19 protein-coding genes are annotated in these 22,093 nt (G+C 74.2%); 16 read left to right on the forward strand and 3 right to left on the reverse strand.

Annotation, left to right across the window (positions count from 1 at the left end):
- Window positions 1–333: 333 nt before the first annotated feature.
- Window positions 334–1,254 carry a S1 family peptidase gene (locus IE330_RS26650; RefSeq protein ID WP_190138671.1) on the reverse strand — a complete coding sequence of 307 codons (921 nt, stop codon included), beginning with the start codon at window positions 1,252–1,254 and terminating at the stop codon, window positions 334–336.
- 747 nt (window positions 1,255–2,001) lie between these two features.
- On the opposite strand from IE330_RS26650, the gene IE330_RS26655 reads away from it, so the two are divergent.
- The 15 genes from IE330_RS26655 to IE330_RS39255 all read left to right on the forward strand — a co-directional run bounded on the left by IE330_RS26655 (window position 2,002) and on the right by IE330_RS39255 (window position 19,599).
- Window positions 2,002–2,727 (forward strand): hypothetical protein, encoded by a 726-nt coding sequence (locus tag IE330_RS26655; RefSeq protein ID WP_190138672.1) that lies wholly within the window; start codon window positions 2,002–2,004, stop codon window positions 2,725–2,727.
- Between the two features lie 18 nt (window positions 2,728–2,745).
- Window positions 2,746–3,597: a hypothetical protein gene (locus IE330_RS26660; protein WP_190138673.1), complete on the forward strand. Its 852-nt coding sequence runs from the start codon at window positions 2,746–2,748 to the stop codon at window positions 3,595–3,597.
- Window positions 3,594–4,901, forward strand: coding sequence for a TadA family conjugal transfer-associated ATPase (locus IE330_RS26665; protein ID WP_190138674.1), 1,308 nt, complete (start codon window positions 3,594–3,596; stop codon window positions 4,899–4,901). The genes IE330_RS26660 and IE330_RS26665 overlap by 4 nt, the downstream gene beginning before the upstream one ends.
- Window positions 4,902–4,905: 4 nt before the next feature.
- Entirely contained in the window at window positions 4,906–6,033 is a 1,128-nt protein-coding gene (locus IE330_RS26670) for a type II secretion system F family protein (protein WP_229925949.1), read from the forward strand.
- Window positions 6,030–6,959 carry a type II secretion system F family protein gene (locus tag IE330_RS26675; RefSeq protein ID WP_190138675.1) on the forward strand — a complete coding sequence of 310 codons (930 nt, stop codon included), beginning with the start codon at window positions 6,030–6,032 and terminating at the stop codon, window positions 6,957–6,959. The genes IE330_RS26670 and IE330_RS26675 overlap by 4 nt, the downstream gene beginning before the upstream one ends.
- Before the next feature lie 156 nt (window positions 6,960–7,115).
- A complete protein-coding gene (locus IE330_RS26680) occupies window positions 7,116–7,367 on the forward strand; it encodes a hypothetical protein (RefSeq protein ID WP_190138676.1) in 252 nt (83 codons plus the stop codon).
- Window positions 7,368–7,624: 257 nt separating this feature from the next.
- Window positions 7,625–8,059: a TadE family protein gene (locus IE330_RS26685; RefSeq protein WP_190138677.1), complete on the forward strand. Its 435-nt coding sequence runs from the start codon at window positions 7,625–7,627 to the stop codon at window positions 8,057–8,059.
- On the forward strand, window positions 8,056–8,508 hold the full coding sequence (locus IE330_RS26690) for a TadE/TadG family type IV pilus assembly protein (protein WP_190138678.1): 453 nt from the start codon (window positions 8,056–8,058) through the stop codon (window positions 8,506–8,508). Before IE330_RS26685 ends, IE330_RS26690 begins: the two co-directional genes overlap by 4 nt.
- Window positions 8,505–8,969 carry a TadE/TadG family type IV pilus assembly protein gene (locus IE330_RS26695; RefSeq protein ID WP_190138679.1) on the forward strand — a complete coding sequence of 155 codons (465 nt, stop codon included), beginning with the start codon at window positions 8,505–8,507 and terminating at the stop codon, window positions 8,967–8,969. The genes IE330_RS26690 and IE330_RS26695 overlap by 4 nt, the downstream gene beginning before the upstream one ends.
- Before the next feature lie 453 nt (window positions 8,970–9,422).
- Window positions 9,423–12,587 carry an AfsR/SARP family transcriptional regulator gene (locus IE330_RS26700; RefSeq protein ID WP_190138680.1) on the forward strand — a complete coding sequence of 1,055 codons (3,165 nt, stop codon included), beginning with the start codon at window positions 9,423–9,425 and terminating at the stop codon, window positions 12,585–12,587.
- Window positions 12,588–13,017: 430 nt separating this feature from the next.
- Complete coding sequence (locus IE330_RS26705) at window positions 13,018–13,797, forward strand: prepilin peptidase (protein ID WP_190138681.1); 780 nt, start codon at window positions 13,018–13,020, stop codon at window positions 13,795–13,797.
- 132 nt (window positions 13,798–13,929) lie between these two features.
- Window positions 13,930–15,129: a cyclic dehypoxanthinyl futalosine synthase gene (gene mqnC, locus IE330_RS26710; protein WP_190138682.1), complete on the forward strand. Its 1,200-nt coding sequence runs from the start codon at window positions 13,930–13,932 to the stop codon at window positions 15,127–15,129.
- A gap of 17 nt (window positions 15,130–15,146) precedes the next feature.
- Window positions 15,147–15,689: an imidazolonepropionase-like domain-containing protein gene (locus IE330_RS26715; protein WP_190138683.1), complete on the forward strand. Its 543-nt coding sequence runs from the start codon at window positions 15,147–15,149 to the stop codon at window positions 15,687–15,689.
- Between the two features lie 192 nt (window positions 15,690–15,881).
- Entirely contained in the window at window positions 15,882–16,577 is a 696-nt protein-coding gene (locus IE330_RS26720) for a demethylmenaquinone methyltransferase (protein ID WP_190138684.1), read from the forward strand.
- Between the two features lie 151 nt (window positions 16,578–16,728).
- Complete coding sequence (locus tag IE330_RS39255) at window positions 16,729–19,599, forward strand: serine/threonine kinase C-terminal domain-containing protein (RefSeq protein WP_229925950.1); 2,871 nt, start codon at window positions 16,729–16,731, stop codon at window positions 19,597–19,599.
- On the opposite strand, the gene IE330_RS26730 is transcribed toward IE330_RS39255, so the two are convergent.
- Window positions 19,589–19,978, reverse strand: a complete 390-nt coding sequence (locus IE330_RS26730; protein ID WP_190138693.1) for a PASTA domain-containing protein — start codon at window positions 19,976–19,978, stop codon at window positions 19,589–19,591. The two genes, IE330_RS39255 and IE330_RS26730, sit on opposite strands and share 11 nt — an antisense overlap.
- A gap of 60 nt (window positions 19,979–20,038) precedes the next feature.
- Window positions 20,039–20,581 (reverse strand): GNAT family N-acetyltransferase, encoded by a 543-nt coding sequence (locus tag IE330_RS26735; protein ID WP_229925951.1) that lies wholly within the window; start codon window positions 20,579–20,581, stop codon window positions 20,039–20,041.
- Between the two features lie 97 nt (window positions 20,582–20,678).
- Between IE330_RS26735 and IE330_RS26740 the strand changes: the two genes are divergently transcribed.
- Entirely contained in the window at window positions 20,679–21,971 is a 1,293-nt protein-coding gene (locus IE330_RS26740) for a geranylgeranyl reductase family protein (RefSeq protein WP_190138685.1), read from the forward strand.
- Window positions 21,972–22,093 lie beyond the last annotated feature (122 nt).

A 22,093-nucleotide genomic window follows, 5' to 3' on the forward strand; every position in this document is an offset into this window, starting at 1 on the left:
GCCGTGCTGCCGCGCTGCCTGGTCACTCCGCCGCCGTGCTGCCGCGCTGCCCGGGCACCCCGCCACCGCGCTGCCCGGCGACCCCGCCGCTGCGCCGCCGCGTGACCCGGCCCGCCCGTCACCGCGCTTCGGGCCTCTGGCCTTGGGTTTCGGGTCTCGCTCTCGGGTCTCGGGTCTCGGTCCTCGGGCTTCGGGTCTCGGCGACGGGGGGCCTGTGCTCGGCGTCCGGCGCTCGCCGCTCCGCTCGCCGTCCGGCGCCGGTACTCGACACCCGGCGCGCGCCTGCGAAGGGCGGGCCCGGCCGCACCGCGTCCGGGCCCCGGCCCGCCGGTGTCAGCCGCGGGCGAGTGCCCGCTTCACCCGCTTCGCCCCCGCCGAGTCCCCCAGCGTCTTCCACAGCTTCGCCGAGCTCGCCGACACGTAGACGCCGGGCGCGCCCTGGCCGCCGCAGCCCTCGCCGTACGAGACGACGCCGATCTGGATGGGCGCCCCGCGGCCGGGCACGGTGCGGAAGATGGGGCCGCCGCTGTCGCCCTGGCAGGAGTCCCTGTTCTCCACGCCGGCGCAGAAGTTGACCTTGGCGTCGTACTCGCCGTAGCTCGTCCGGCACTCGTCGTGGGACAGGATCGGCACGCGCACCTGGCGCAGCCGGTCGGGGAAGTGCTGCAGGTCGGTGTCCGTGTTGCCCCAGCCCGCCACCGTGGCCTTCTGGCCCGGGCGCAGCAGGGCGTCGGTGCCCTGGGTGGGGAGTTTGACCGGGCTGATGCCCCGTACCGGCCTGCTCAGTCGGATGAACGCCACGTCGTACGCGTCCTGCCTCTTGAGGTAGCGCGGGTGGACGAGGATGCCGCCGCGGGCGACCCCGCGTATCTGGCCCTGCCCGGTGCGGGAGAGGACCGTGCGGCCGACGGCCGTCTGGACGTGCTTCGGCTTCAGCGGCATGCGGGCGTCGTTGACCAGGCAGTGCGCCGCCGTCATGACGGTGTCCGGCGCGACGAGGCTGCCGCCGCAGAACTGGCGGTCCTTGACGCTGCCGGGGCCCTTCTTCAGGACGGCCACCATGAACGGGTACGCGTCGTTGGGCACCTCGGTGCCGCCGATGACGGCGTGGGCCGCGGGCGCGCCGGTGGCGACCACCGCCAGGGCGGCGGCCCCGGCCAGGCCCGCGACCGCCGCCCGCCTGCCGGGGCGGGTGCGACCGGTGCGGCGGGAGAGGGGGGCGGCGGGAAGGAGGCGGAGAGAGGGGAGTCTCATGGGGGGTGGCTTCTCTTTCGTGGAACTCTCGCTGGGCTGCTGGTCCTTGCGTGGGCGTCCGGGCCCGCCCCAGCGGATGCGGGTGCCCGTCACCGGGCTGTGAGATGACGTAACGGATGCGCGGGTTCCGCCCGGTGCCCGGCGTGGTCGCCGTCAACTGGGCGTACAAGCGCGGCACTTCCGGCGAAGAGGGCGCAAAGAGGGCGCAAAGAGGCCAGCGGTTCGGCGGGGCGCTTCCTGGAGTTCCGCCCCGCATCTGTGTGGGTTCTGCGAAGGAGCCGCGCCCATACCGCGTATCGGGCGCCGGGGCGACGCCCCATGGGACGCGCATAAGCCCTCAAAGCGCCCGCATCACCACGTGTCCCTCGCGGGAACCGCCGCCCCGTCCGGCTGCGTCCCCTGGGAGGCCGACGGTTCGCGGGCGGACCACCCGTTGGCGTGAACTCACCGTTCCGCGCGGGCGACTTTGGTTCGCATGTGCACATTCGAAGTGTGTGCGACGCCCGGCGCCAAGGCCTGGAACCGCGCACCTCGTTCTGTGCGTGAAGAAGGGCGGGGCGCCTGAGGTTCGCGATCCATAACGCACCTTGAGGGGCTTATGTGCTGCTGATACGGTGCGATGGCTTGACACCGCGCCTGGGGTTGACGGGCCGAGGGGGCCCCGGCCGAGGCCGGGAGGCGACGCCTCAACGGTGTCTCACATGACGGTTTTTTCTTGTTTTTCTTGGGTGTACGGGGAGCGGTTGCGTGAAGATCCAAGAGCGTACGGGGGCGGGCGGAAACCGTTCCGGCACGGCGGTTCCGCCCGTGGCCGGTGAGCGACTTCCCACGGCTCCTCGCGAGCGCAAACCGGCGCTGGCCGCGCTGGCGGTCCTGCTGATCCTCGTGGGCGCGCTGGGCGCCACGGTGCTCGTGCTGCGGGCCGGCGACCGCATCGAGGTCGTGAAGGTCAAGGACGGCGCCTCGATCGCCGCGGGGGAGAGCATCACCCGGAGCAAGGTCGAGCCGGTGATGGTCGCCTCCGACACCGCCGTGAAGTACGTGAAGTGGAAGCAGCTCGCGGCGCTGCAGGAGCTCAAGGCGAAGAGCGCCATCCCCGGCGGCGCCGTCGTCGTCGGCCAGATGTTCGCGGCCAAGACCGGTCTGCCCGCCGGGAAGGCCTCCGTCGGCCTGTCCCTGAAGGAGGGCCAGTACCCGGCGGGGCTGAAGCAGGGCGACACCGTGGCCGCGTACCGCGTCTCCGCCAACGGCTCGGGATCGAACCGGGACAAGGACTCCGGCGGCGCGGGCGGCAGCACGCCCCTCGTCGCCGACGCCCGGGTCGACTCCATCGTGACCAAGGACGACTCCACCATCAGCACGGGCAACCGGAGCGTCACCCTGCTCGTCGACTCCGACGACGCCGCGGCCCTCACGAGCGCCGCGTCGGCCGGTGAAGTGGCGGTCGTCCTGGTGCCCGGCTCCGGCGACTAGAGGGCGAGGACACCAGCCATGGCCCTCATCGCCCTCGCCGCCGACAAGGGATCGCCCGGCGTCACCACCGCCGCCGTCGCGCTCGCCGCGGTCTGGCCGCGGCGCGTGCTCGTCGCGGAGACCGACCCCGCGGGCGGCGACCTGGTCTACCGCGGCGCCGCCGCGCACGGCGGCCCGCTCAACCCGAACACCGGCATGCTGTCGATCGCCGCCACCGCCCGCCGCGGCCTCGTACCGGACCAGCTCTGGGACCACGCCCAGCCGCTGTCCGGCGGCCTCGACGTGCTCGTCGGGCTCGGGATCGCCGAGCAGGCCGCCGGGCTCGCCGGGATCTGGCCGACGCTCGGCCGGGCCTTCGCGCGGCTCGCCGACTCCCCGCACGCGCCCGCCGACGTCATCGCCGACTGCGGCCGGATCGCCGGGGACAGCGCGGTGGTCGAGATGTTCCCGCAGGCCGCCCTGGTGCTCCTGGTGGCGCGCACCGAGCCCGAGTCCCTCGCGCGCGTCCGCGACCGCGCCGCCGCCCTGACGGCGAAGCTGGGCGCCGGGCCGCGCGGCGCCGTGCTCGGGACCCCGCTCATCGGCGTCGTGCTCGTCGCCGACCCCGCCCACTCCGCCAAGCTCGCCCAGCAGGTCGACGAGATGCTCATGGCCGCGCGGACCGGTGCCCGCGTCGTGGGCACCCTGGCCGACGACCCCGCGGGCGCCGCACAGCTCGCCGGGCGCAGGCGCGGCCGGCTCGACAAGTCCCTGCTGATCCGCTCCGCCCGCAAGGTGGCCGCCGATCTGTACCAGCAGTACGGCGCCGCCTGGTCCGGCCCGGCCGCCGGAGCCGCGGGCCACGCCGGGAGCGCGGGGGCCGGGCGATGAGCGCCGTCGACCACCAGTTGGTCAAGCGGTTCCGGCAGGACGCAGGCGACCGCATCGCCGAACAGCGCCGCCTGGACCAGATATCCGGCGTCACGCCGATGACGAGCGAGGACGAGCGCCAGTACGCCCGCGCCGTCATCGCCCAGATCCTGGAGGAGTACGCCCGCCAGGAGATCAACGCCGGGCGCACCCCGCTGGACGCGGAGACCGAGGAGCAGTACGCGGCCGCCGTGCACGCCGCGCTCTTCGGCGTCGGCCGGCTCCAGCCGCTGCTCGACGACCCCGAGGTCGAGAACATCGACATCAACGGCTGCGACCAGGTCTTCGTCGGGTACGCCGACGGCCGCGAGGTCCGGGGCGAGCCGGTCGCCGAGACCGACGAGGAGCTGATCGAGCTCATCCAGGTGCTCGGCGCCTACTCGGGCCTCTCCTCGCGCCCCTTCGACTCCGCCAACCCGCAGCTCGACCTGCGGCTGCCGGACGGGTCCCGGCTCTCGGCCGTCATGGACGTGGCCCGGCGCCCGGCGCTGTCCATCCGCCGCGCCCGCATGGGCAAGGTGTTCCTGACCGACCTCGTCGGCAACGGCACCCTGACGCCCGAGGTCGCACACTTCCTCGCCTGCGCGGTCCGCGCCCGCAAGAACATCATGATCGCGGGCGCCACCAACGCCGGGAAGACGACGCTGCTGCGCGCCCTCGCCAACGAGATCCCGCCGCACGAGCGCCTCATCACCGTCGAGCGCGCCCTGGAGCTCGGCCTCGACACCTTCCCCGACCTGCACCCGAACGTCGTGGCGTTCGAGGAGCGGCTGCCCAACTCCGAGGGCCAGGGCGCCATCGGCATGGCCGAGCTGGTGCGGCGCTCGCTGCGCATGAACCCCTCGCGCGTCATCGTCGGCGAGGTCCTCGGCGACGAGATCGTCACCATGCTCAACGCCATGTCGCAGGGCAACGACGGCTCGCTGTCCACGATCCACGCCAACAGCTCCAGCGAGGTCTTCAACAGGATCTCCACGTACGCGCTCCAGGCCGCCGAACGGCTGCCGATCGAGGCGAGCCAGATGCTCGTCGCGGGCGCGGTGAACTTCGTCGTCTTCATCCAGCGGCGCAACGACTACCAGTCCGGCGGCAGGCTCCAGCGCGTGGTGACCTCCGTCCGCGAGGTCAACGGCGTCGACGGCCGCGTCCTGTCCAGCGAGGTCTTCGCGCAGACCCCGGACGGACGCGTCGTCCCGCACGCCCCGGTCGCGTGCCTGGACGACCTGGTCGCCCACGGCTACCGGCCCGCCGGACAGTGGGGGTGAGCACATGAACGCGCTCGGATCCATGGGCGGCTCCATGGGCGGTCTGTTCTCGCTGACCGTGCTCTACGCGCTGGGCTGCGGCGTGGCCGTCGGCGGCGGGCTCGCCCTGTTCGCCGTCGCGCTGCGCGGCCTGCCCGCCAAGCCGGAGCACGAGAAGCGGGCGGCCGGCGAGCGGATGAGCGAACTGGTCCGGTTCGTCGGGCGGCGCGGCTCGCTCGCCATCGGCGTCGGCCTCGTCGTCCTGCTCCTGACACGATGGGCGGTGGCGGGCATCGCCTCCGGCGTCCTCGTCTTCTTCTGGGACAAGCTGTTCGGCGGGGCCGCGGAGGAGCGGGCGCAGATGAAGCGGGTCGAGGCGCTGGCCGCCTGGACCGAGTCGCTGCGCGACACCATCGCGGGCGCGGTCGGCCTGGAACAGGCCATTCCGGCCTCCGCGCGGGCCGCCGCGCCGGTGCTCAGGCCGCACCTGGACGCGCTGGTGGACCGGTTGCGGGCGCGGACGCCGCTGCCCGACGCCCTCCAGACGCTCGCCGACGAGATCGACGACGCCTCCGCCGACATCATCGTCGCGGCACTGATCCTCAACGCCCGGCTGCGCGGCCCGGGGCTCCGCCAGGTCCTCGGCGCGCTCGCCAAGTCGGCGCGCGAGGAGGTCGACATGCGCCAGCGCGTGATGGCGCAGCGTGCCTCCACGCGCCGCTCCGTCCAGATCGTCGTGGCCGTCTCGGTCGCCTTCGTGCTCGGCCTGTCCATCTTCAACCGCGAGTTCGTGTCGCCGTACGGGACCCCCGTCGGCCAGCTCGTCCTCGCCTGCGTCTGCGGCCTGTTCGCACTCGGCTTCTGGTGGCTGCGCAAGCTGTCGACGGTCGAGACGCCGGACCGTTTCCTCGTACGGGACGAGCCGGGGGTGCGGTTCGTACGGCCGCGGGGCGCGGGCACCGGTCCGGGCGGGGGCGCGGGGGCAGGCACCGGGCCGGGCGCGGGCGCAGGCGCGGGCGTGGGCACCGGCGTGGCCGGGGGCGCAAGCACCGGCGCGGGCGCCGGCACGAACGCCGGTGAGGGCGCCGGGCGCCCGGGGCAGCCGCTGCCGCCGCCGCACACGAACCCGTCCACCGAGGGGGTACGCCGATGAGCCTGACCCTGCCGATCCTCATCGGCGCCACGCTCGGCCTCGGCATCTACGCCCTGGTTCGCGCGGTGGTGCCGACCAGGCGCAGCGCCGTCGCCACCGTCGCCCGGATCGACGCGATGCGGGCGCGTGGCGCGGCGTACGAGTCCGCGCACCGGGCACCGGACACCACCGGCTCGGGACGCTTCGGCGCGCTCCGCGCGCGGGTGGGCGCCCGCGTCGCCGCGTTCTACGTCCAGCAGGGCTGGGAGCAGCGATCGCTGCGGGCCGACCTGGCGGTGCTCGACCGCGGCTGGGAGAAGTTCCTCGCGACGAAGGTGCTGCTCGGGGTGGCGGGCGTGTTCTTCGGCCCATTCCTGTTCGCCGTCGTCTGGACGATGGGCTTCGGCCGCAACCCGGTGATCCCGGTCTGGCTCGCCCTGATGTTCGGCGTGCTCTTCTTCTTCCTGCCGGACCTGGAGGTGCGGCGGGACGCGCAGGAGAAGCGGCGCGACCTGCGCCGGGTCATCGGCGCCTACCTGGACCTGGTCTCCATGAGCCTCGCGGGCGGCCGCGGCCTGCCCGAGGCGCTCATGGCGGCGGCGGAGGTCTCCGACGGCTGGGCGACGCAGCGCATCAGGAACGCCCTGGCGGACGCCCGCATCACCGGTGTCAGCCAGTGGCAGGCGCTCGGCTCCCTGGGCGAGGAACTGGGCGTCGAGGAGTTGAAGGACCTCTCCGCGTCCCTGGCGCTCGTCGCGGACGACGGCGCCAAGGTGCGCGAGTCGCTCGCCTCGCGCGCCGAGACGATGCGGCACCGCGAACTCGCCGAGATCGAGGGCAGCGCGGGCGAGAAGTCCCAGTCGATGCTCGTGGCCCAGCTCCTGCTGTGCGCGGGGTTCCTGGTCTTCCTCATCTTCCCGGCGGCGATGCGCGTGTTCCAGGTCTGACCGCCGCGCGCCGTCCGCCGTCCGCCGGGGCGTGCGCCGTCCGTGCGCACCACGCCCGTGTCCCGCCCGCCCCATCGTCCGCTTCAACCGTTCCCTACGACCTCACGGGCCCCATGGGTCCCCCCACCATCCTGCTTTTCGAGAGGACAACGCACCATGAACCGACGGAACGTCAGCACCGGTATCCCGGCGATCGACTTTCTCGTGACCTTCCTGCGGGGGCGGGTCCAGCGCGCCCGCTCCGGCGAGCTCGACCGCGGCGCGTCCGCGGTCGAGTGGGTGATCATCTCGGCGGTCGTCGTGGCGATCGTCGGCGTGGTCGCCGCGATCATCAACAGCGCCCTCAAGGGCGGCGCCGACAAGGTCGGCGACTGCATCGAGGGCGCCGACGCGGGCAAGACCTGCTGAGCGTCGGGCCACTGACGATCATGCGGAGCGACGGGGGTCGGAGAGGCGGGGGCCGGAGCGGCGAGGTCCTGGCCGCCGGGGGTCGGGCCGCCGAGGGTCGGGCCGCCGGGGGCCGGAGCGGCGGGGTTTTGGCCGCCGAGGGTCGGGCCGCCGGGGGCCGGAGCGGGGGGCGGGTCGACGCGGGCCGGGGCGCCGGGGGCCGGGCGGGGAGCCGGGGCGACGCGGGTCGGGGGGCGGCCGCGGCAGGCCGTGACCGGATGCCCGGGTTCGTGCGCCGGCGCGTGGAGGCCGTCTCCGCCCGCGGCGAGTCCGGCATGACCGCGATCGAGTTCGTGCTGCTCACCCCGGTGCTGTTCTTCATGATCTTCGCGACGGTGCAGTTCGCGCTGTACTTCTTCGCCGACCACGTGGCCCAGGCCGCGGCCCAGGCCGGCGCGCGCAAGGCCCGCGCCACGGCCGACGAGAACCCCGGCGGCTGGCGCGGCGAGGCGGGCGACGTGGTGGACGCGTACATCCGCCAGCTCGGCCCCGAGCTGGTGCTCGGCCCGGACGTGAAGACGATCCAGCCCGAGCGGCACACCGTCGGCGTGGAGATCACGGCCAAGGTGCCGTCGGTCTTCCCCGGCCTGGACCTGACGGTGCACGCGCGGTCGGCGGGGCCGGTGGAGCGGTTCGTGGAGGAGGGCGGATGAGACACGGTGCGGCGTGGCGCCGCCGGTTCGGGCGGGGCGGGGCGGGGGCCGGCCCGGCGGCGGACCAGGGCCTTTCGACCGTCGAGGTCGTCATCCTCGCGCCCGTGATGATCCTGTTCATCCTGGTCCTCGTGGCCTTCGGGCAGCTCGTGGACGGCCGCGGCGCGATCGACGGCGCGGCCCGGGACGCGGCCCGCGCGGGTTCCATCCAGAAGGACCAGGGCACGGCGATGATCGAGGCCCGCAAGGCGGCGCGGGCGAACCTGGAGGACGTCTGCTCGGGCCCCGTGGAGGTCCGGCAGACGAGCCCGGGCTTCGCCCCCGACACCCTCTACACCGTCGAGGTGAGCTGCCGGGTCCGGGGCCTGGCGATGCTGGGCCTGGACGTCCCGACGACCCTGAAGGCCAGCTTCAGCTCGCCGCTCGACCCGTACCGGAGGTCGGCGTGAGAGGAGTCCGGCAGACGGTACGCGGCTTCGTCGCGGCCCGCCGCGCGCGCCTGGACGACCGGGGCTCGGGCGCGGGCGCGGTCATCGTCTTCGCGCTCGTGTTCCTGACGCTCGCCGCCTTCGTGATCGACGGCGGCCTGTCCATCTCCAAGCGCGAACGCGCGGCGGACATCGCGGAGCAGGCCGCCCGCTACGCCGCCCAGGACCTCGACACGGAGGGCCTGTACGAGGGCCAGGAGGCGCCCATCAAGTACGAGAACTGCGGTGCCCGGGTGCGGAAGTTCGCCCGCGAGATGGGGTTGAGCGGCCCCGACGTCGCGGCCACGCACTGCGTGTCGGCCAACGCCCAGCGGGTCGAGGTGGAGGTGCGGATGACGTACAGCCCCGTCTTCACCGGGATGGTCTTCGGCGGCGACGTGACGGTCCGCGGGCGCGCGGTGGCGGAGAACCAGGTGGGGTGAGAGGGCGTGTACGAGAGGGGAGGGGCGTTGACCGAGGGGGACGGGGTGAAGGTGTGCCGGGGACGGACGAGGCGGTGGGAGCGCCGAGTTGTCCACAGGCGGGCACTTGTCCACAGCCTCGGGCCGGGCTCCGGCCGCCTCCGTAACATCGCATGAGATCACCTGTTCACGGCCGGTGCCGGTGCCGGTGCCGGTGCCGGTGCCGGTGCCGGTGCCGGTGCCCGTGCCGGAGCGGTACTTGTGCCCGGGCCCGCAGGCGCCTCCTGCCGAGCGAGGCCTGACTGCCCGCACCACCACTCGGCCCCGCATGAACTCCGCCGACAGCCCCCGTACCCCACCGACACGACCCACCACACACAACCCACCACACACAACCCACCACACACAACCCATCACACACGACCCATCACACACCACCTCACCCGACTCACGACCAGGACCAGGACACCCGCCATGGCGCGACGCAACACCCGCTCCCCGAACGGCTCGTCGGGCACCCCGGCGGTGCCGCGGAACCGGACGCCGCAGCCGTTGCCGACGCGGCGGCGCTCGGCCGGGGACTTCGTCAAGGCGTTCCTCGCCTTCGTGGCCCTCGCCGCGCTGCTCGTCGGCGTGCCCGGGGCGCTCGCGTACTTCGTCGGCTGGCCGCTGCCCGACGGGGCGCCGTCCCTGGACTGGCTCCAGGAGGAGATCACGGTCAGCACGTTCGTCAACGTGCTGACGGTGGTGGTGTGGCTGGCCTGGGCCCAGTTCACCGCCTGTGTGCTCGTCGAGGTGAAGGCCGCGCTGTCCGGGGTCGGCATGCCGGGCCGGGTGCCCGGGGCCGGGCCGAGCCAGGTGCTCGCGCGCCAGCTCGTCGCCGCGCTGCTGCTCGTCGGCGCCACGGCCGCGAGCTTCGCGCCGGCGCTGCAGTTCGGGCAGGCCGGTGAGGGGAGCCAGAAGCCCGCCGCCGCGGCGGCCGAGCGCACGCCGGGGCTGTTCGGGCAGGAGCAGCAGGGCGCGGCGGCCGCGGCGAACGCCGTCGCGGACCAGGCGGCGCGGGCGGCCGAGAGCGCGGGCACCGGCAAGGAGGGCGGCACGAAGTTCTACCGCATCCAGCCGCCCGAGGGCCGCCACCACGACTCCCTGTGGGAGATAGCGGAGCGGCACCTGGGCGACGGCCGCCGGTACAAGGAGATCTACCAGCTCAACAAGGACCGCGAGCAGCCCGACGGCTCACGGCTGTCCGAGGCCAGCCTGATCCGGCCCGGCTGGATCATGGAGATGCCCGCCGACGCCCACGGCGGCGAGCTCGTCGAGATGCCCGACGAGGCGCCCGAGGTGTCCAAGGAGGTCCGCGAGCAGATCTCCGACTACGCGAGGACCGGGGACCAGCGCGAGGGCGGCGGCGCCCAGGAGAGCGGCGACCGGCAGGGCGGCCGCGGTCCCGTCGACCAGGACACGGCGCACATCACGCTCCCCGAGCAACGCCCGGGCGGCGGCGAGCGGGGTGGCGCAGGCCGCGGGGACGAGAAGAGCGGCGCGCCCGCGCACGAGACGGACGAGACGGACGGAACGGGCGCCGGGACGGGTAACGGAACAGGTGACCGGACGGGTCACGGGACAGATAACGGGACAGGTCACGGGACGGAGGACTCGGCAGACGCGGACTCGGACGCGGACTCGGACGCGGACTCGGACTCGGACGCGGACTCGTACGCGGACTCGGACTCGGAATCTGACTCCTCCTTCGGCCTGCCCGAGGCGCTCATCGGGGCGCCGCTGCTCGCGGCCGGGCTGCTGGGCGCGCTCGGCAGGCGCCGACGGCAGGCGCTGTGGCAGTCGGCCATGGGCGCGGTGGGCGGGCGCCGCGGCATGGAGCCGCCGACGCCGAGCGGCAGCGCCGCCGACGCGCGGGACGCGCTGCTCGTGGGCGCCGACCCGGAGGGCGTGCGGCTGCTCGACCGTTCGCTGCGCGGCCTCGCCGCCGCGCTCACCGAGGAGTCCCGCCCGCTGCCGACGGTGTACGCGGCCTGGCTGACCAACGGCGACCTGCACCTCCAGCTCGCGCAGGCCGAGGGCCGGCCGCCGGCGCCCTGGCGGGTCGGGCAGGACGAGACGTTCTGGGTGCTCGCGCGCGCCCACGCCGAGCGGTACGGCGACGTGGACGCCGCAGCGCCCTACCCGGGCCTGGTCTGCCTCGGCACGATGGACGACTCGCGGCTGCTGCTCAACCTGGAGGCGGTGCCGGGCATCGTCTCGCTGAGCGGCGCCCCGGCCGACCGGGCCGCCGTGTTCGCCTCCGTCGCCGCCGAACTGGCCACCAACGGCTGGTCGGACCGCATGACGATCACGCTCGTCGGCTTCGGCCGCGACCTCACGCCCCTCGCGCCGAACCGGCTGCGGCACCTCGACGACGTCGAGGCGCTCATCGAGACCATGGAGGCCGAGACGCGGCAGCGGCGAGGGGCGCTCGGCGCCGCGGGACACGACTCGGTCCTCACCGGCCGCATAGGTCCCGCCCGGCACACCCGCTGGGCGCCGCACCTGGTGCTGCTGGCGGCCCAGCCCGACGCGGCCGAGGCCGTCAAGCTGGCCGAGCTGGCCGCGGACGCCGGGCGGCTCGGCATCGGCTACCTCGTCGGCACCGACTCCGGCAGGCTGCCGGGCGCGGCCTGGGAGATGGAGGTCACCGCCGAGGGCAAGCTGCTGGCCCCGCTGCTCGGCCTGGAACTGACGGCGCAGGCGCTTCCGGACGCGCTCCAGCAGGCGGTGGTCGAGCTGTTCGGTGCCGTGGACCCGGAGGGCGGCGGTGGCGGCGACGGCGGCCCGTCCGCGCCCCCGTTCCTCGTCGACGTCACCGAACAGGGCCGGCCCGCGGTGTACGCCCGCCTGGTCGGGTCGTACGAGATCATTGGCCTGGAGACGCCCGACGCCGGGCGCAGTGCGCTCATGCACGAGGCGCTCGCGCTGCTGCTGCTCCACCGCGAGGGGGTGCACCCGCGCGTGCTGTCCTCCGCGCTGTGGCCGCGCGGCGTCACCGAGGACGTACGGGACGCGCTCGTCGACCGCGTCCGGGAGTGGCTCGGCAGCGACCCGGACGGCACACCGCGGCTGGGCACGGACGAGACCGGGCGGCTCAAGCTCGCCAGGTCCGTCGTCTCCGACCTGGACGTGCTGCGCTCGCTGTACCACGAGGCGACGCAGGGGCGCGGCGCGGAGAACCGCGCGGTGCGCGGGCGCATGCTCACGGACGCCCTGGTCCTGGTCCGCGGCCCGCTCCTGGCGGACCGCCCCGAGGGCCGCTACGGCTGGCTGACGCACGAGATAGTCGACGCCCAACTGCCGCTCCTGGTCGCGGACATCGGGCTCGCGCTCAGTGAGTTCCACCTGGAGAAGGGGCGGGCGGAGCAGGCCGTGGAGGCGCTGACCGCGGCGCGCGCGTCGGCTCCCGACGACGAGCGCCTGTGGAACGAACTCCTGCGAGCCACGCACGCGACGCAGGACCCCGCCCGACTCCGTGCCCTGGCAGCGGACCTGCTCACCCACAGCGGCACCCGAGGCCTCCCCCCACGCACAGAGGCCCTCCTGGACGAACTACTCCCCACCTGGCGCACCACCCTCCCCACCGCAAGCTAGACCCTGCCGACCGAACCGACGAACCCAGGGAGTCACGGCCGGACCCCCACGGCCGGAGGAGAAACCGGCAGGCAACGACGGGAAACCGCTCCACGCCGGGGCGGGTCGGTCAACGGTCGTGGAGTCGGAATTCCACGGCCGGAGGGGAATCCGGCAGGCAACGGCGGGAAAGCGCTCCGCGCCGGGGCAGGCCGGGCGAAGCCAGGGAGTCACGGGTGGGCGGGTGGGAGAAAATCCGCCAACGGCCGTGGAGTCGAAATCCCACAACCGGAGGGGAATCCGGCAGGCAACGGCGGGAAAGCGCTCCGCGCCGGGGCAGGCCGGGCGAAGCCAGGGAGTCACGGGTGGGCGGGTGGGAAAACCCCCGCCGCGGTAGCGGCGGGCCCCCAACCGCCCGGCGCAGCCACACGCACGCATCGGAGACACAACCTTGCCCCACACATTGCTCACCGCCCTGGCCGCCCTGTGGGGCGCGACAGCGGGCACCCTGCTGCCCCGCGCCGTGTACCGGCTCTCCGTCCCGCCCGGCGAGCCCTGGCGCACCCACTGCCCGAGCGGCGACCACGAGCTGACCGGCTGGCTGGGCACCGACGGCACCGGCGGCACCGGCGGCACCAACGGCACCGGCGGCGGCACCTGCGACTGCGCAGGGGAGGACGGAGCGGCCCGGGCCCCCCGGGCCACCACCCTCGCCCTGCTCACGGCCCTGATCACCACCGCTCTCGCCGCGGCCACCGGCCCGCGGCCCGAGCTCGCGGTGTGGCTGCTGCTCGCGCCGCCCGCGCTGGTGCTGGCCTATGTGGACCGCGCGGTCATGCGGCTCCCGGACGTCCTGACGCTGCCGCTCGCGGCGGCGGCCCTCGCGCTGCTCGGCGCGGCGGCCGCGCTGCCCGGGCACGGCGGCTCCTGGACGACCGCGGCCCTGGGCTCGCTCACGCTGAGCGGCGGCTACTTCGTCCTGTTCCTGATCAACCCGAACGGCATGGCCTTCGGCGACGTCAAGCTGGCCCTCGCGCTGGGCGCGGCGCTCGGCTGGTACGGCTGGGGCCCGCTGCTGCTCGGCACGTTCGCCGGCTTCGTGTGCGCGGCGCTGTACGGCGGCTGGCTCGTGGTCGTGCGCGGGGCGGGGCGCAGGACGGCGATAGCGTTCGGCCCGTTCCTGCTGGCGGGGGCGCTGGCCGGAGTGCTCCTGGGCGCGTACGCGGCCTGACCGGCGCCCCGGCCCCGCCCCGAGCCACCCGCGGGCCGCCCCGCCCGCTCCCACCGGCGGAGCCTCCGGAGGCCTGGCGTACGCTGAAGAAGATCTGTCAACCCTTACGAACCTTACGAAAGGGACGCCCCGGTGACCGAGAAGGCCGACCTCCAGTCCGTGCTCGACCGTGCCGCCGCGGGTGGGCGGATCACCCCCGAAGAAGCCCTCGACCTGTACCGCGACGCCCCGCTGCACGCGCTCGGCGCGGCCGCGGACGCCGTGCGCCGCCGCCGCTACGCGGGCACCGAGCACATCGCGACGTACATCATCGAGCGGAACATCAACTACACGAACGTCTGCGTGACGGCGTGCAAGTTCTGCGCCTTCTACGCCGCCCCGAAGGACACGAAGAAGGGCTGGACCCGGGACCTCGACGACATCCTGCGCCGCTGCGCGGAGACCGTGGAGCTGGGCGGCACCCAGATCATGTTCCAGGGCGGGCACCACCCGGACTTCGGCGTGGAGTACTACGAGAAGCACTTCGCGGCCATCAAGAAGGAGTTCCCGCAGCTCGTCATCCACAGCCTGGGGGCGAGCGAGGTCGAGCACATGGCCCGCATCTCCAAGGTCTCCGTCGAGGAGGCCATCCAGCGGATCAACGCCGCGGGTCTCGACTCCTTCGCGGGCGCCGGCGCCGAGCTGCTGCCGGAGCGCCCCCGCAAGGCCATCGCCCCGCTGAAGGAGTCCGGCGAGCGCTGGCTGGAGATCATGGAGACCGCCCACAACCTGGGCGTGGAGTCCACCTCCACCATGCTCATGGGCACGGGCGAGACGAACGCCGAGCGCATCGAGCACCTGCGGATGATCCGCGACGTCCAGGACCGGACGGGCGGCTTCCGGGCCTTCATCCCGTACACGTACCAGCCCGAGAACAACCACCTCAAGGGCCGCACCCAGGCCTCGATCTTCGAGTACGTCCGCATGATCGCCATCGCGCGGATCTTCCTGGACAACGTCGCGCACATCCAGGGCTCCTGGCTGACCACCGGCAAGGAGGCCGGCCAGCTCACGCTGCACTACGGCGCGGACGACCTCGGCTCGGTGATGCTGGAGGAGAACGTGGTCTCCTCCGCGGGCGCCAAGCACCGCTCCAACCTGCGCGAGATGATCGACATGATCCGCACGGCCGACCGCGTGCCCGCGCAGCGCGCCACGACGTACGAGCACCTCGTGGTGCACGACGACCCGGCGAACGACCCGGTCGACGAGCGGGTCGCCTCGCACATCTCCTCCACCGCGATCGAGGGCGGCACGGCCCACCCGGAGCTGAAGCTCCTCGCCGCCAACTGAGGCGAGGCGAGAGCCCGTTGCTGACCCTGCACCACGTAAGCGAGGTCCGGCCCGGCCCCGCCGGGGCGGACGCCGTCGTCGTCGACGGCGCCCGGATCGCGGCGGTCGGCCGGTACGAGGACCTGTCCGCGGCGTACGGCGGACGCGCCCGGGTCCGGCACTGGGACGGGGTCCTGACCCCCGGCCGGTACGAGCCCGACGCGGTCGCCCTCCTGGAGGCCGCGTACTGGCCCGACCCGCGCGAGGCCGACGAACTGGGCACGGAGCCCCTGACCGGCACCGCGCTGGCCGCCCTGGACATGACCGACACCCGCTGGGGCGCCAGCGCCCGCCGCGGCCTGCAACGCCTCCTGGCCACCGGCACCACGGCGTTGGCGGGCCCCTTCACCCACCCCGCGGTCCGCACGGCGGTCACCCGTTCAGGCATCACGGTCACCACCACCGCCCCACCCCCGGGCGACCTCACACCCCCCACCCCGGCGAACTTCGCGATCCACGCAACAGACCGATCCTGCCTGGCCACAGCAGTAAACGGCCGCCTCCTCCACCGCACCCGCTAACCATCTACACCGCCCCGCAGGACCGCCCCGTCAGGGGCGCGGGGAACTGCGCGGCCAACCACAACCAACCCGCACCCGCCACACAACGGCACCCGGCAGACGCCACCGCACCGGCCCGCCGCAGGCGAAGAGCCCGCCGCAGGCGAAGAGGCCCCGCCCAAGGGAGCAGCCCAGCCTGACACAATAGGCCGGGTGACCCGCGCATCCCTGGACAAGCAGCCGCACGAAGTCGCCTCGATGTTCGACGACGTAGCGGAACGGTACGACCTCACGAACGACGTGATCTCGCTCGGACAGGCCCGGCAGTGGCGCAAGGCGGTCGCCGCCGCGGTCGACGCGCGCCCCGCGCAGAAGGTCCTGGACCTCGCCGCGGGCACCGCCACCTCCTCACAGCCCTTCGCGCGGGCGGGCTCGTACGTCGTGCCGTGCGACTTCTCCCTCGGCATGCTCCGGGTCGGCAAGCAGCGGCACCCGTGGATGCCGTTCACGGCCGGGGACGCCACGAAGCTGCCCTTCAAGGACGACACCTTCGACGCCGTCACCATCTCCTTCGGCCTGCGCAACGTCCAGGACACCGACGCCGCGCTCCGCGAGATGCTGCGCGTGACGAGGCCCGGCGGCCGCGTGGTGATCTGCGAGTTCTCCGAGCCGACGTGGGAGCCGTTCCGGAAGGTCTACGTCGAGTACCTGATGCGGGCCCTGCCCCCGGTCGCCCGCACGGTGTGCTCGAACCCGGACGCGTACGTGTACCTCGCCGAGTCCATCCGCTCCTGGCCCAACCAGCCCGAGCTGGCCGCGCGCCTCACCGGCGCGGGCTGGACCAAGGTGGCGTACCGGAACCTGACGGGCGGTGTGGTGGCGCTGCACCGGGGTTTCAAGCGGAACTGAACGACCGTTTCGGGCAAGGCGGTTGACGGGAACCGCGCGCCAGGGAAGATGTGTCAGTTGATATGTCCCGGCCACGTGGTGTGACCGGGGCGCAACGGTCGGCGCTCACCGACCCGTCCCCTGACGATCTTCCCCAAGACGGAGCGATCCGATGTCGTCGTACTGCCCGCACTGCGGGGCACCATCCCCGGACGAGGCCCGCTTCTGCATGAAGTGCGGAAGGGAACGCCTTCCGGAGCCGACGGAGGAAGCTCCGACAGGCACCCCCGAGAACCCACCGGCCACCGCGCCCAAGGACGCTCCTCCGGCCGCACCCGAGAACGCTCCGGCCCTACGCAAGGACTCCCCGGCCGCGCCCGAGGACACCCCACCGGCACCCAAGGACGCTCCGGCCCCACCCAAGGACGCTCCGGCCCCCGCGGACACCTCCACCGCGCCCGAGAAGCCCTCCGGCACGCCCAAGGCCGCCCCTGCCGCACCCGCCACCCCCGCCGCACCCGAGCAAGCCCCCGAGAGCCCCTCCGCGGCCGCGAGCCACCCCGCGACCCTGGTCGCCCCGCCCTCCCCCGCGGCCCCTTCCGCCCCTCCCGCCCCGGTCGCCCCGCCGGCCCTGGCGGCCATGCCCACCCAGGCAGCCGTGCCCGCCCCGGCCGCCCCGGCGGACGCGGGCGCCCCAGCGGCCGTCGGCCCTCCGCCCCCGCCCCCGCCCGTCCACGCCCCGCCCCCGGCGGGCCCCTCGCCTCTCGGCGCCTTCTTCGGGCGGACGCTGCGCGGGGACTGGGCCGGGTCCGTGTGGGCGGCGCTGGGGCCGATAGCGGTGCTGCTGCTGACGGCCGTGGCGTGCGCCGTACCCACGTACGGGCAGGAGGAGGGCGAGGACTTCGTCGGGTTCACCGACCGCCTGCGCCTCGCCCTCGCCTTCGTGCTCCAGGCCGTCGGCGGGCAGGTGGAACTGTCGCGCAGCGAGGAACGCGGCGGCTTCGGCGACTCGTCCTCGGGCTCCGTGGTCGACGGCACCTTCTCCGTCGACCTGGTGCCGCTCACGGTGACGGCCCTGTTCATCGGGGCGCTCGTCCTCGGGGCCCGCGCGCTCAGGAACGGCATGCGGCTGCGCGGGCAGAGCGGCCCGGGGACCACGGCGGGACTCGAGGCGGCCGTCCGCGTCGCGGTCCTCACCGCCCTCGGCGTCCTCGTCCTCGCCCTCTTCGGGCAGCCCGACATCCAGGACATGGAGGTTTCGTCGGGACCGGTCCTGGCGACCCTCGGCGCCCTCGGGCTCGCCCTCGCGGTCTCCGCCGCCGTCCTGCACCGCGACGGCTCGGCGCCGTGGCTGGCCGCGCGCCCCGGCGCGCAGGCCTTCGCGCGCGCGGCCGGTGCGACCCTGCGCGCCTTGGCCGTCGTGCTCGTCCTCGCCTCGGTCACCGCGTACCTCGGTGTCACGCAGATCGACGCCTTCAGCGGCGAGTCCGACACCCCGGCCTCGGACCTCGGCGACGCGGTCTCGCCGTACCTCGTGCTGCTCCTCGTACTGCCGAACCTCGGCATCAGCGCGCTCGGCCTCGGCTGGGGCGCGCCGCTGGAGTCGGAGGTGAACGGCGGGTCGCGCTCCGGCGACGACTACGAGCGCGAGGCCCTCGGCCTGTCGAAACTCGCGGACCTGGTGAACTCGTGGGCCATGGTGGGCGCGTTGGCGCTCGGCCTGGCGTGCGCGCTCACCATCGCCCTGGTGGCCGTGCGCCGCTGCCCGCGCCGCGGGGAGCAGATCCTGGCCGCGGGCCTCTTCTTCGGCCTCGTCCTGCTGCTCGCAGCGGTGGGCGGCTTCAGCGTCGAGACCTCGGCGAAGGAGCGCGGGTTCGGCGGCGACAGCGCGAGCGGCTCGGTGGACGCGGGCGTGAGCATGCCCGACCTGCTGCTGTTCGGCCTGCTGTGGGTGGCGGGGGCGGTGCTCGTGGTGGCGCTGTTCACGGCGCGCGGCGTCCCGCCGGTTCCTCCGGGCCCGCCGCTGCCGCCACCGCCACAAGGCTTCCCCGCGGGCACGGCGGGCACGGCGGGCACGGCGGGCACGGCGGGCACGGCAGGCACGCCCGGCGCACCCGGCACGCCCCCCGCGTACGCCGTCCCCACCCAGGAGGTCCTGGTGACACGGCCCGCCCCGGCACGGCCCGCCCCGATGCGGCCCCGCGGCCGCGTCGGCGTCTGGGTGGCCACGCTGTCCGCCGCCCTGCTCGTGGGCGGCGGCGCCACGGCCGGTGTCCTCGTCTGGCAGGACGGCGACGAGGACTCCTCCGACAGCAGCGGCAGGAACGACGGCCCCGCCGTCACCCGCACCGACGACCCGCAGGACCCGCAGGACCCGGCCCAGGACCAGTCGTCCGGCGCCACCGGAGCCACCGAGCCCACGTCCCCGGCCGACCCGTACGCCTCACACGGCCCGGGCACCTCCGACGACGCGAACGGCACGAACGGCACGAGCGGTGCCAACGGTTCGAACGGGGGGCCGGACGGCACGGACGGCTCAGACGGCACGGACGGCGAGGAGACCGTAGGGAGCGACGACGACAGCGTGCCCGCGGGATCGGAGCGCGTCACCGACCCGAAGGGCTTCTCGTTCGCGGCGCCCGAGGGCTGGCGCCGGGAAGTCGGCGACAACCCCACGCAGTCCACCTTCGCGGGACCGACCGGGCCCGAGAACTTCCAGGTCGGCGTCATCCCGAACGCCGACTACACCTCGTACGAGAACCTCACGAAGATGGAGCGGTTCGCCGAGAAGGACCCCGACAAGTCCGCCTACCGGCGCATCCGCCTGGAGCGGAACACCTTCCAGGGGCGCGCGGGCGCGGTGTGGGAGTACACGTACACCGACAAGGCGGACCGTACGATCCACGCCGTCAACCAGAGTTACGTCGCCGAGGACGGCACCGAGTACGCGATCCAGCTCTCCTGGCGCGAGGACGTCTGGCCCGCCGGACACGGCGCGCGCACGCACCGGACGGCCCTGGAGACCTGGCGGGTCACGGACTGACGGCCCGCTCCGGCCGGCCGCCGACGTCGGCCTCCGGCTGCCCCGGCTGAACCGGCTGCCCCGGCTCGTCCAGCTCGCGGCGGAGGCCGCCGTCCGACGGCTCGGGCAGCCGGGGCTCCCGCACTCCCGCGCCGCCCCCGCCCTCGCCCGGCCCGGCGTCGAACCACACGGTCACGGCGGCGTCGCGCGGGACCTCCGTGCCCGGCGCGGGGTACTGGCGCACGACGTAGTCGACGACCAGCTCGTGGAACCGTGGCCGGTCGCCCGCCACCAGCCGTACGCCGCTCCCGGCAGCCGTCGAGCGGGCGTCCGCAGCCATCAGTCCCACGAGGCGCGGCACGCGCACCTCCGGCGGCGGTCCGGCCCAGTCCGGTGTCATCGGCACGCTCACAGGCGTCACCCCCCAGCGGTAGGGGAAGGGTAGCCCCGCCGGGGCGGACTACAACCCCATGCGGTAGCAGTGGGCGCGCTGTCCCGTGCGCGGCGCGACGTACGACTCCGCGCGCGCCATGCCCAGGCGCTCGGCCACGGCCGAGGACCGAGCGTTGCGCACGTCGACCATCGCGACCACCGCGCCCACGCCGGCCGCGCGCAGCCGCTCCAGGGTCTGCCGGGCGGCCGCGGTCGCGTAGCCGCGTCCCCACGCCGGGCGCGTGAGCCGCCAGCCGATCTCGATCTCACCCGTGGGACCCCACGGCCGCTCCCACGGCTGGGCGCCGGCGAAACCGACGGGCGCGCCCTCGGGGTCCAGCAACGTCCACAGGCAGAAGCCCCGTTCCGCGTCGTGGCGGCGCTGGCGCGCGGTCAGCTCCTCGTACACCGACGGCTCGGCCGGGGCGCCGCCGACGTACTCCATGACCTCGGGGTCGGCGAAGAGCCGGTGCCAGACGAAGGCGTCCTCGTCGGTCGGCACGCGCAGGCGGACGGCGGGGGCGGTGCGGATGCGGTGGGGCGCGGTGCCCACCTCGCTCACGTCGCTCACAAGTGGCCCTTCGGGTGGTTGATCGGTACCGCCTCATAGACTGCCCCTATCCCGTGCCCGTCGGCACACTGATTTCGAGCCTTGGGGAGAACCCGCCGTGACCGAGCCGCTCTCCGACACCTCCGCCACCACCGCCGACGTCATCGTCGTCGGCGCCGGTCCGGCCGGATCGACGACGGCGTACTACCTGGCGAAGGCCGGCCTCGACGTGCTCCTGCTGGAGAAGACGGCGTTCCCGCGGGAGAAGGTCTGCGGCGACGGTCTGACGCCGCGCGCCACCAAGCAGTTGGTGGCCATGGGCATCGACATCTCCGAGGAGGCCGGCTGGCTGCGGAACAAGGGCCTCCGGATCATCGGCGGCGGCGTACGGCTCCAGCTCGACTGGCCGGATCTCGCCTCTTTCCCCGACTACGGCCTCGTCCGCAAGCGGGACGACTTCGACGAGCAGCTCGCCCGCCAGGCCCAGAAGGCGGGCGCGCGGCTGTACGAGCGGTGCAACGTGGGCGCGCCGGTCGTCGACGACCGCACCGGCCGCATCACGGGCGTCGAGGCCCGGCTCGGCGAGGAGAAGACGCCGGTCACCTTCCACGCGCCCCTGGTGGTCGCCGCGGACGGCAACTCCTCGCGCCTGTCCCTCGCCATGGGCCTGCACCGCCGTGAGGACCGCCCGATGGGCGTCGCCGTGCGGACGTACTTCACCTCGCCGCGCCACGACGACGACTACCTGGAGTCCTGGCTGGAGCTGTGGGACCGCCGCGGCGCCCAGGACCGGCTGCTCCCCGGCTACGGCTGGATCTTCGGCATGGGCGACGGCACGTCCAACGTCGGCCTCGGCGTCCTGAACACCTCGGCCTCCTTCAAGGAGCTCGACTGGCGCGAGATCCTCAAGGCCTGGTGCGCCTCCATGCCCGAGGACTGGGGCTACACCCCGGAGAACATGACAGGACCGATCCGCGGCGCCGCCCTGCCGATGGCCTTCAACCGCCAGCCGCACTACACGCGCGGCCTGCTGCTCGTCGGCGACGCGGGCGGCCTGGTCAACCCGTTCAACGGCGAGGGCATCGCCTACGCCATGGAGTCCGGGCAGATCGCCGCGGACGTCATCGTCCAGGCGGTGGCCCGCGCCACGCCCGCTCAGCGCGAACTGGCCCTGCGCAACTACCCGAAGGTCCTCAAGGACACCTACGGCGGCTACTACACGCTCGGCCGCGCCTTCGTGAAGCTCATCGGCAACCCGAAGGTCATGCAGATCGCCACCCAGCGCGGCCTGACGCACCCCCTGCTGATGAAGTTCACCCTGAAGATGCTCGCCAACCTGACGGATCCGACGGGCGGCGACGCGATGGACCGCATCATCAACGGCCTCAGCAAGGTGGCCCCGAAGGCCTGACCGGGCCCCCGGGCCCCCGGGCCACCGGGCCCGGGCCCCGGTCCCTGGACCCACGGCCCCTGGGCCTACGCCGAAGGGCCGGAACCCCACCCGGGGTTCCGGCCCTTCGGCGTACGTACGAA

Source organism: Streptomyces longispororuber (assembly GCF_014656095.1).
Lineage (GTDB): Bacteria > Actinomycetota > Actinomycetes > Streptomycetales > Streptomycetaceae > Streptomyces > Streptomyces longispororuber.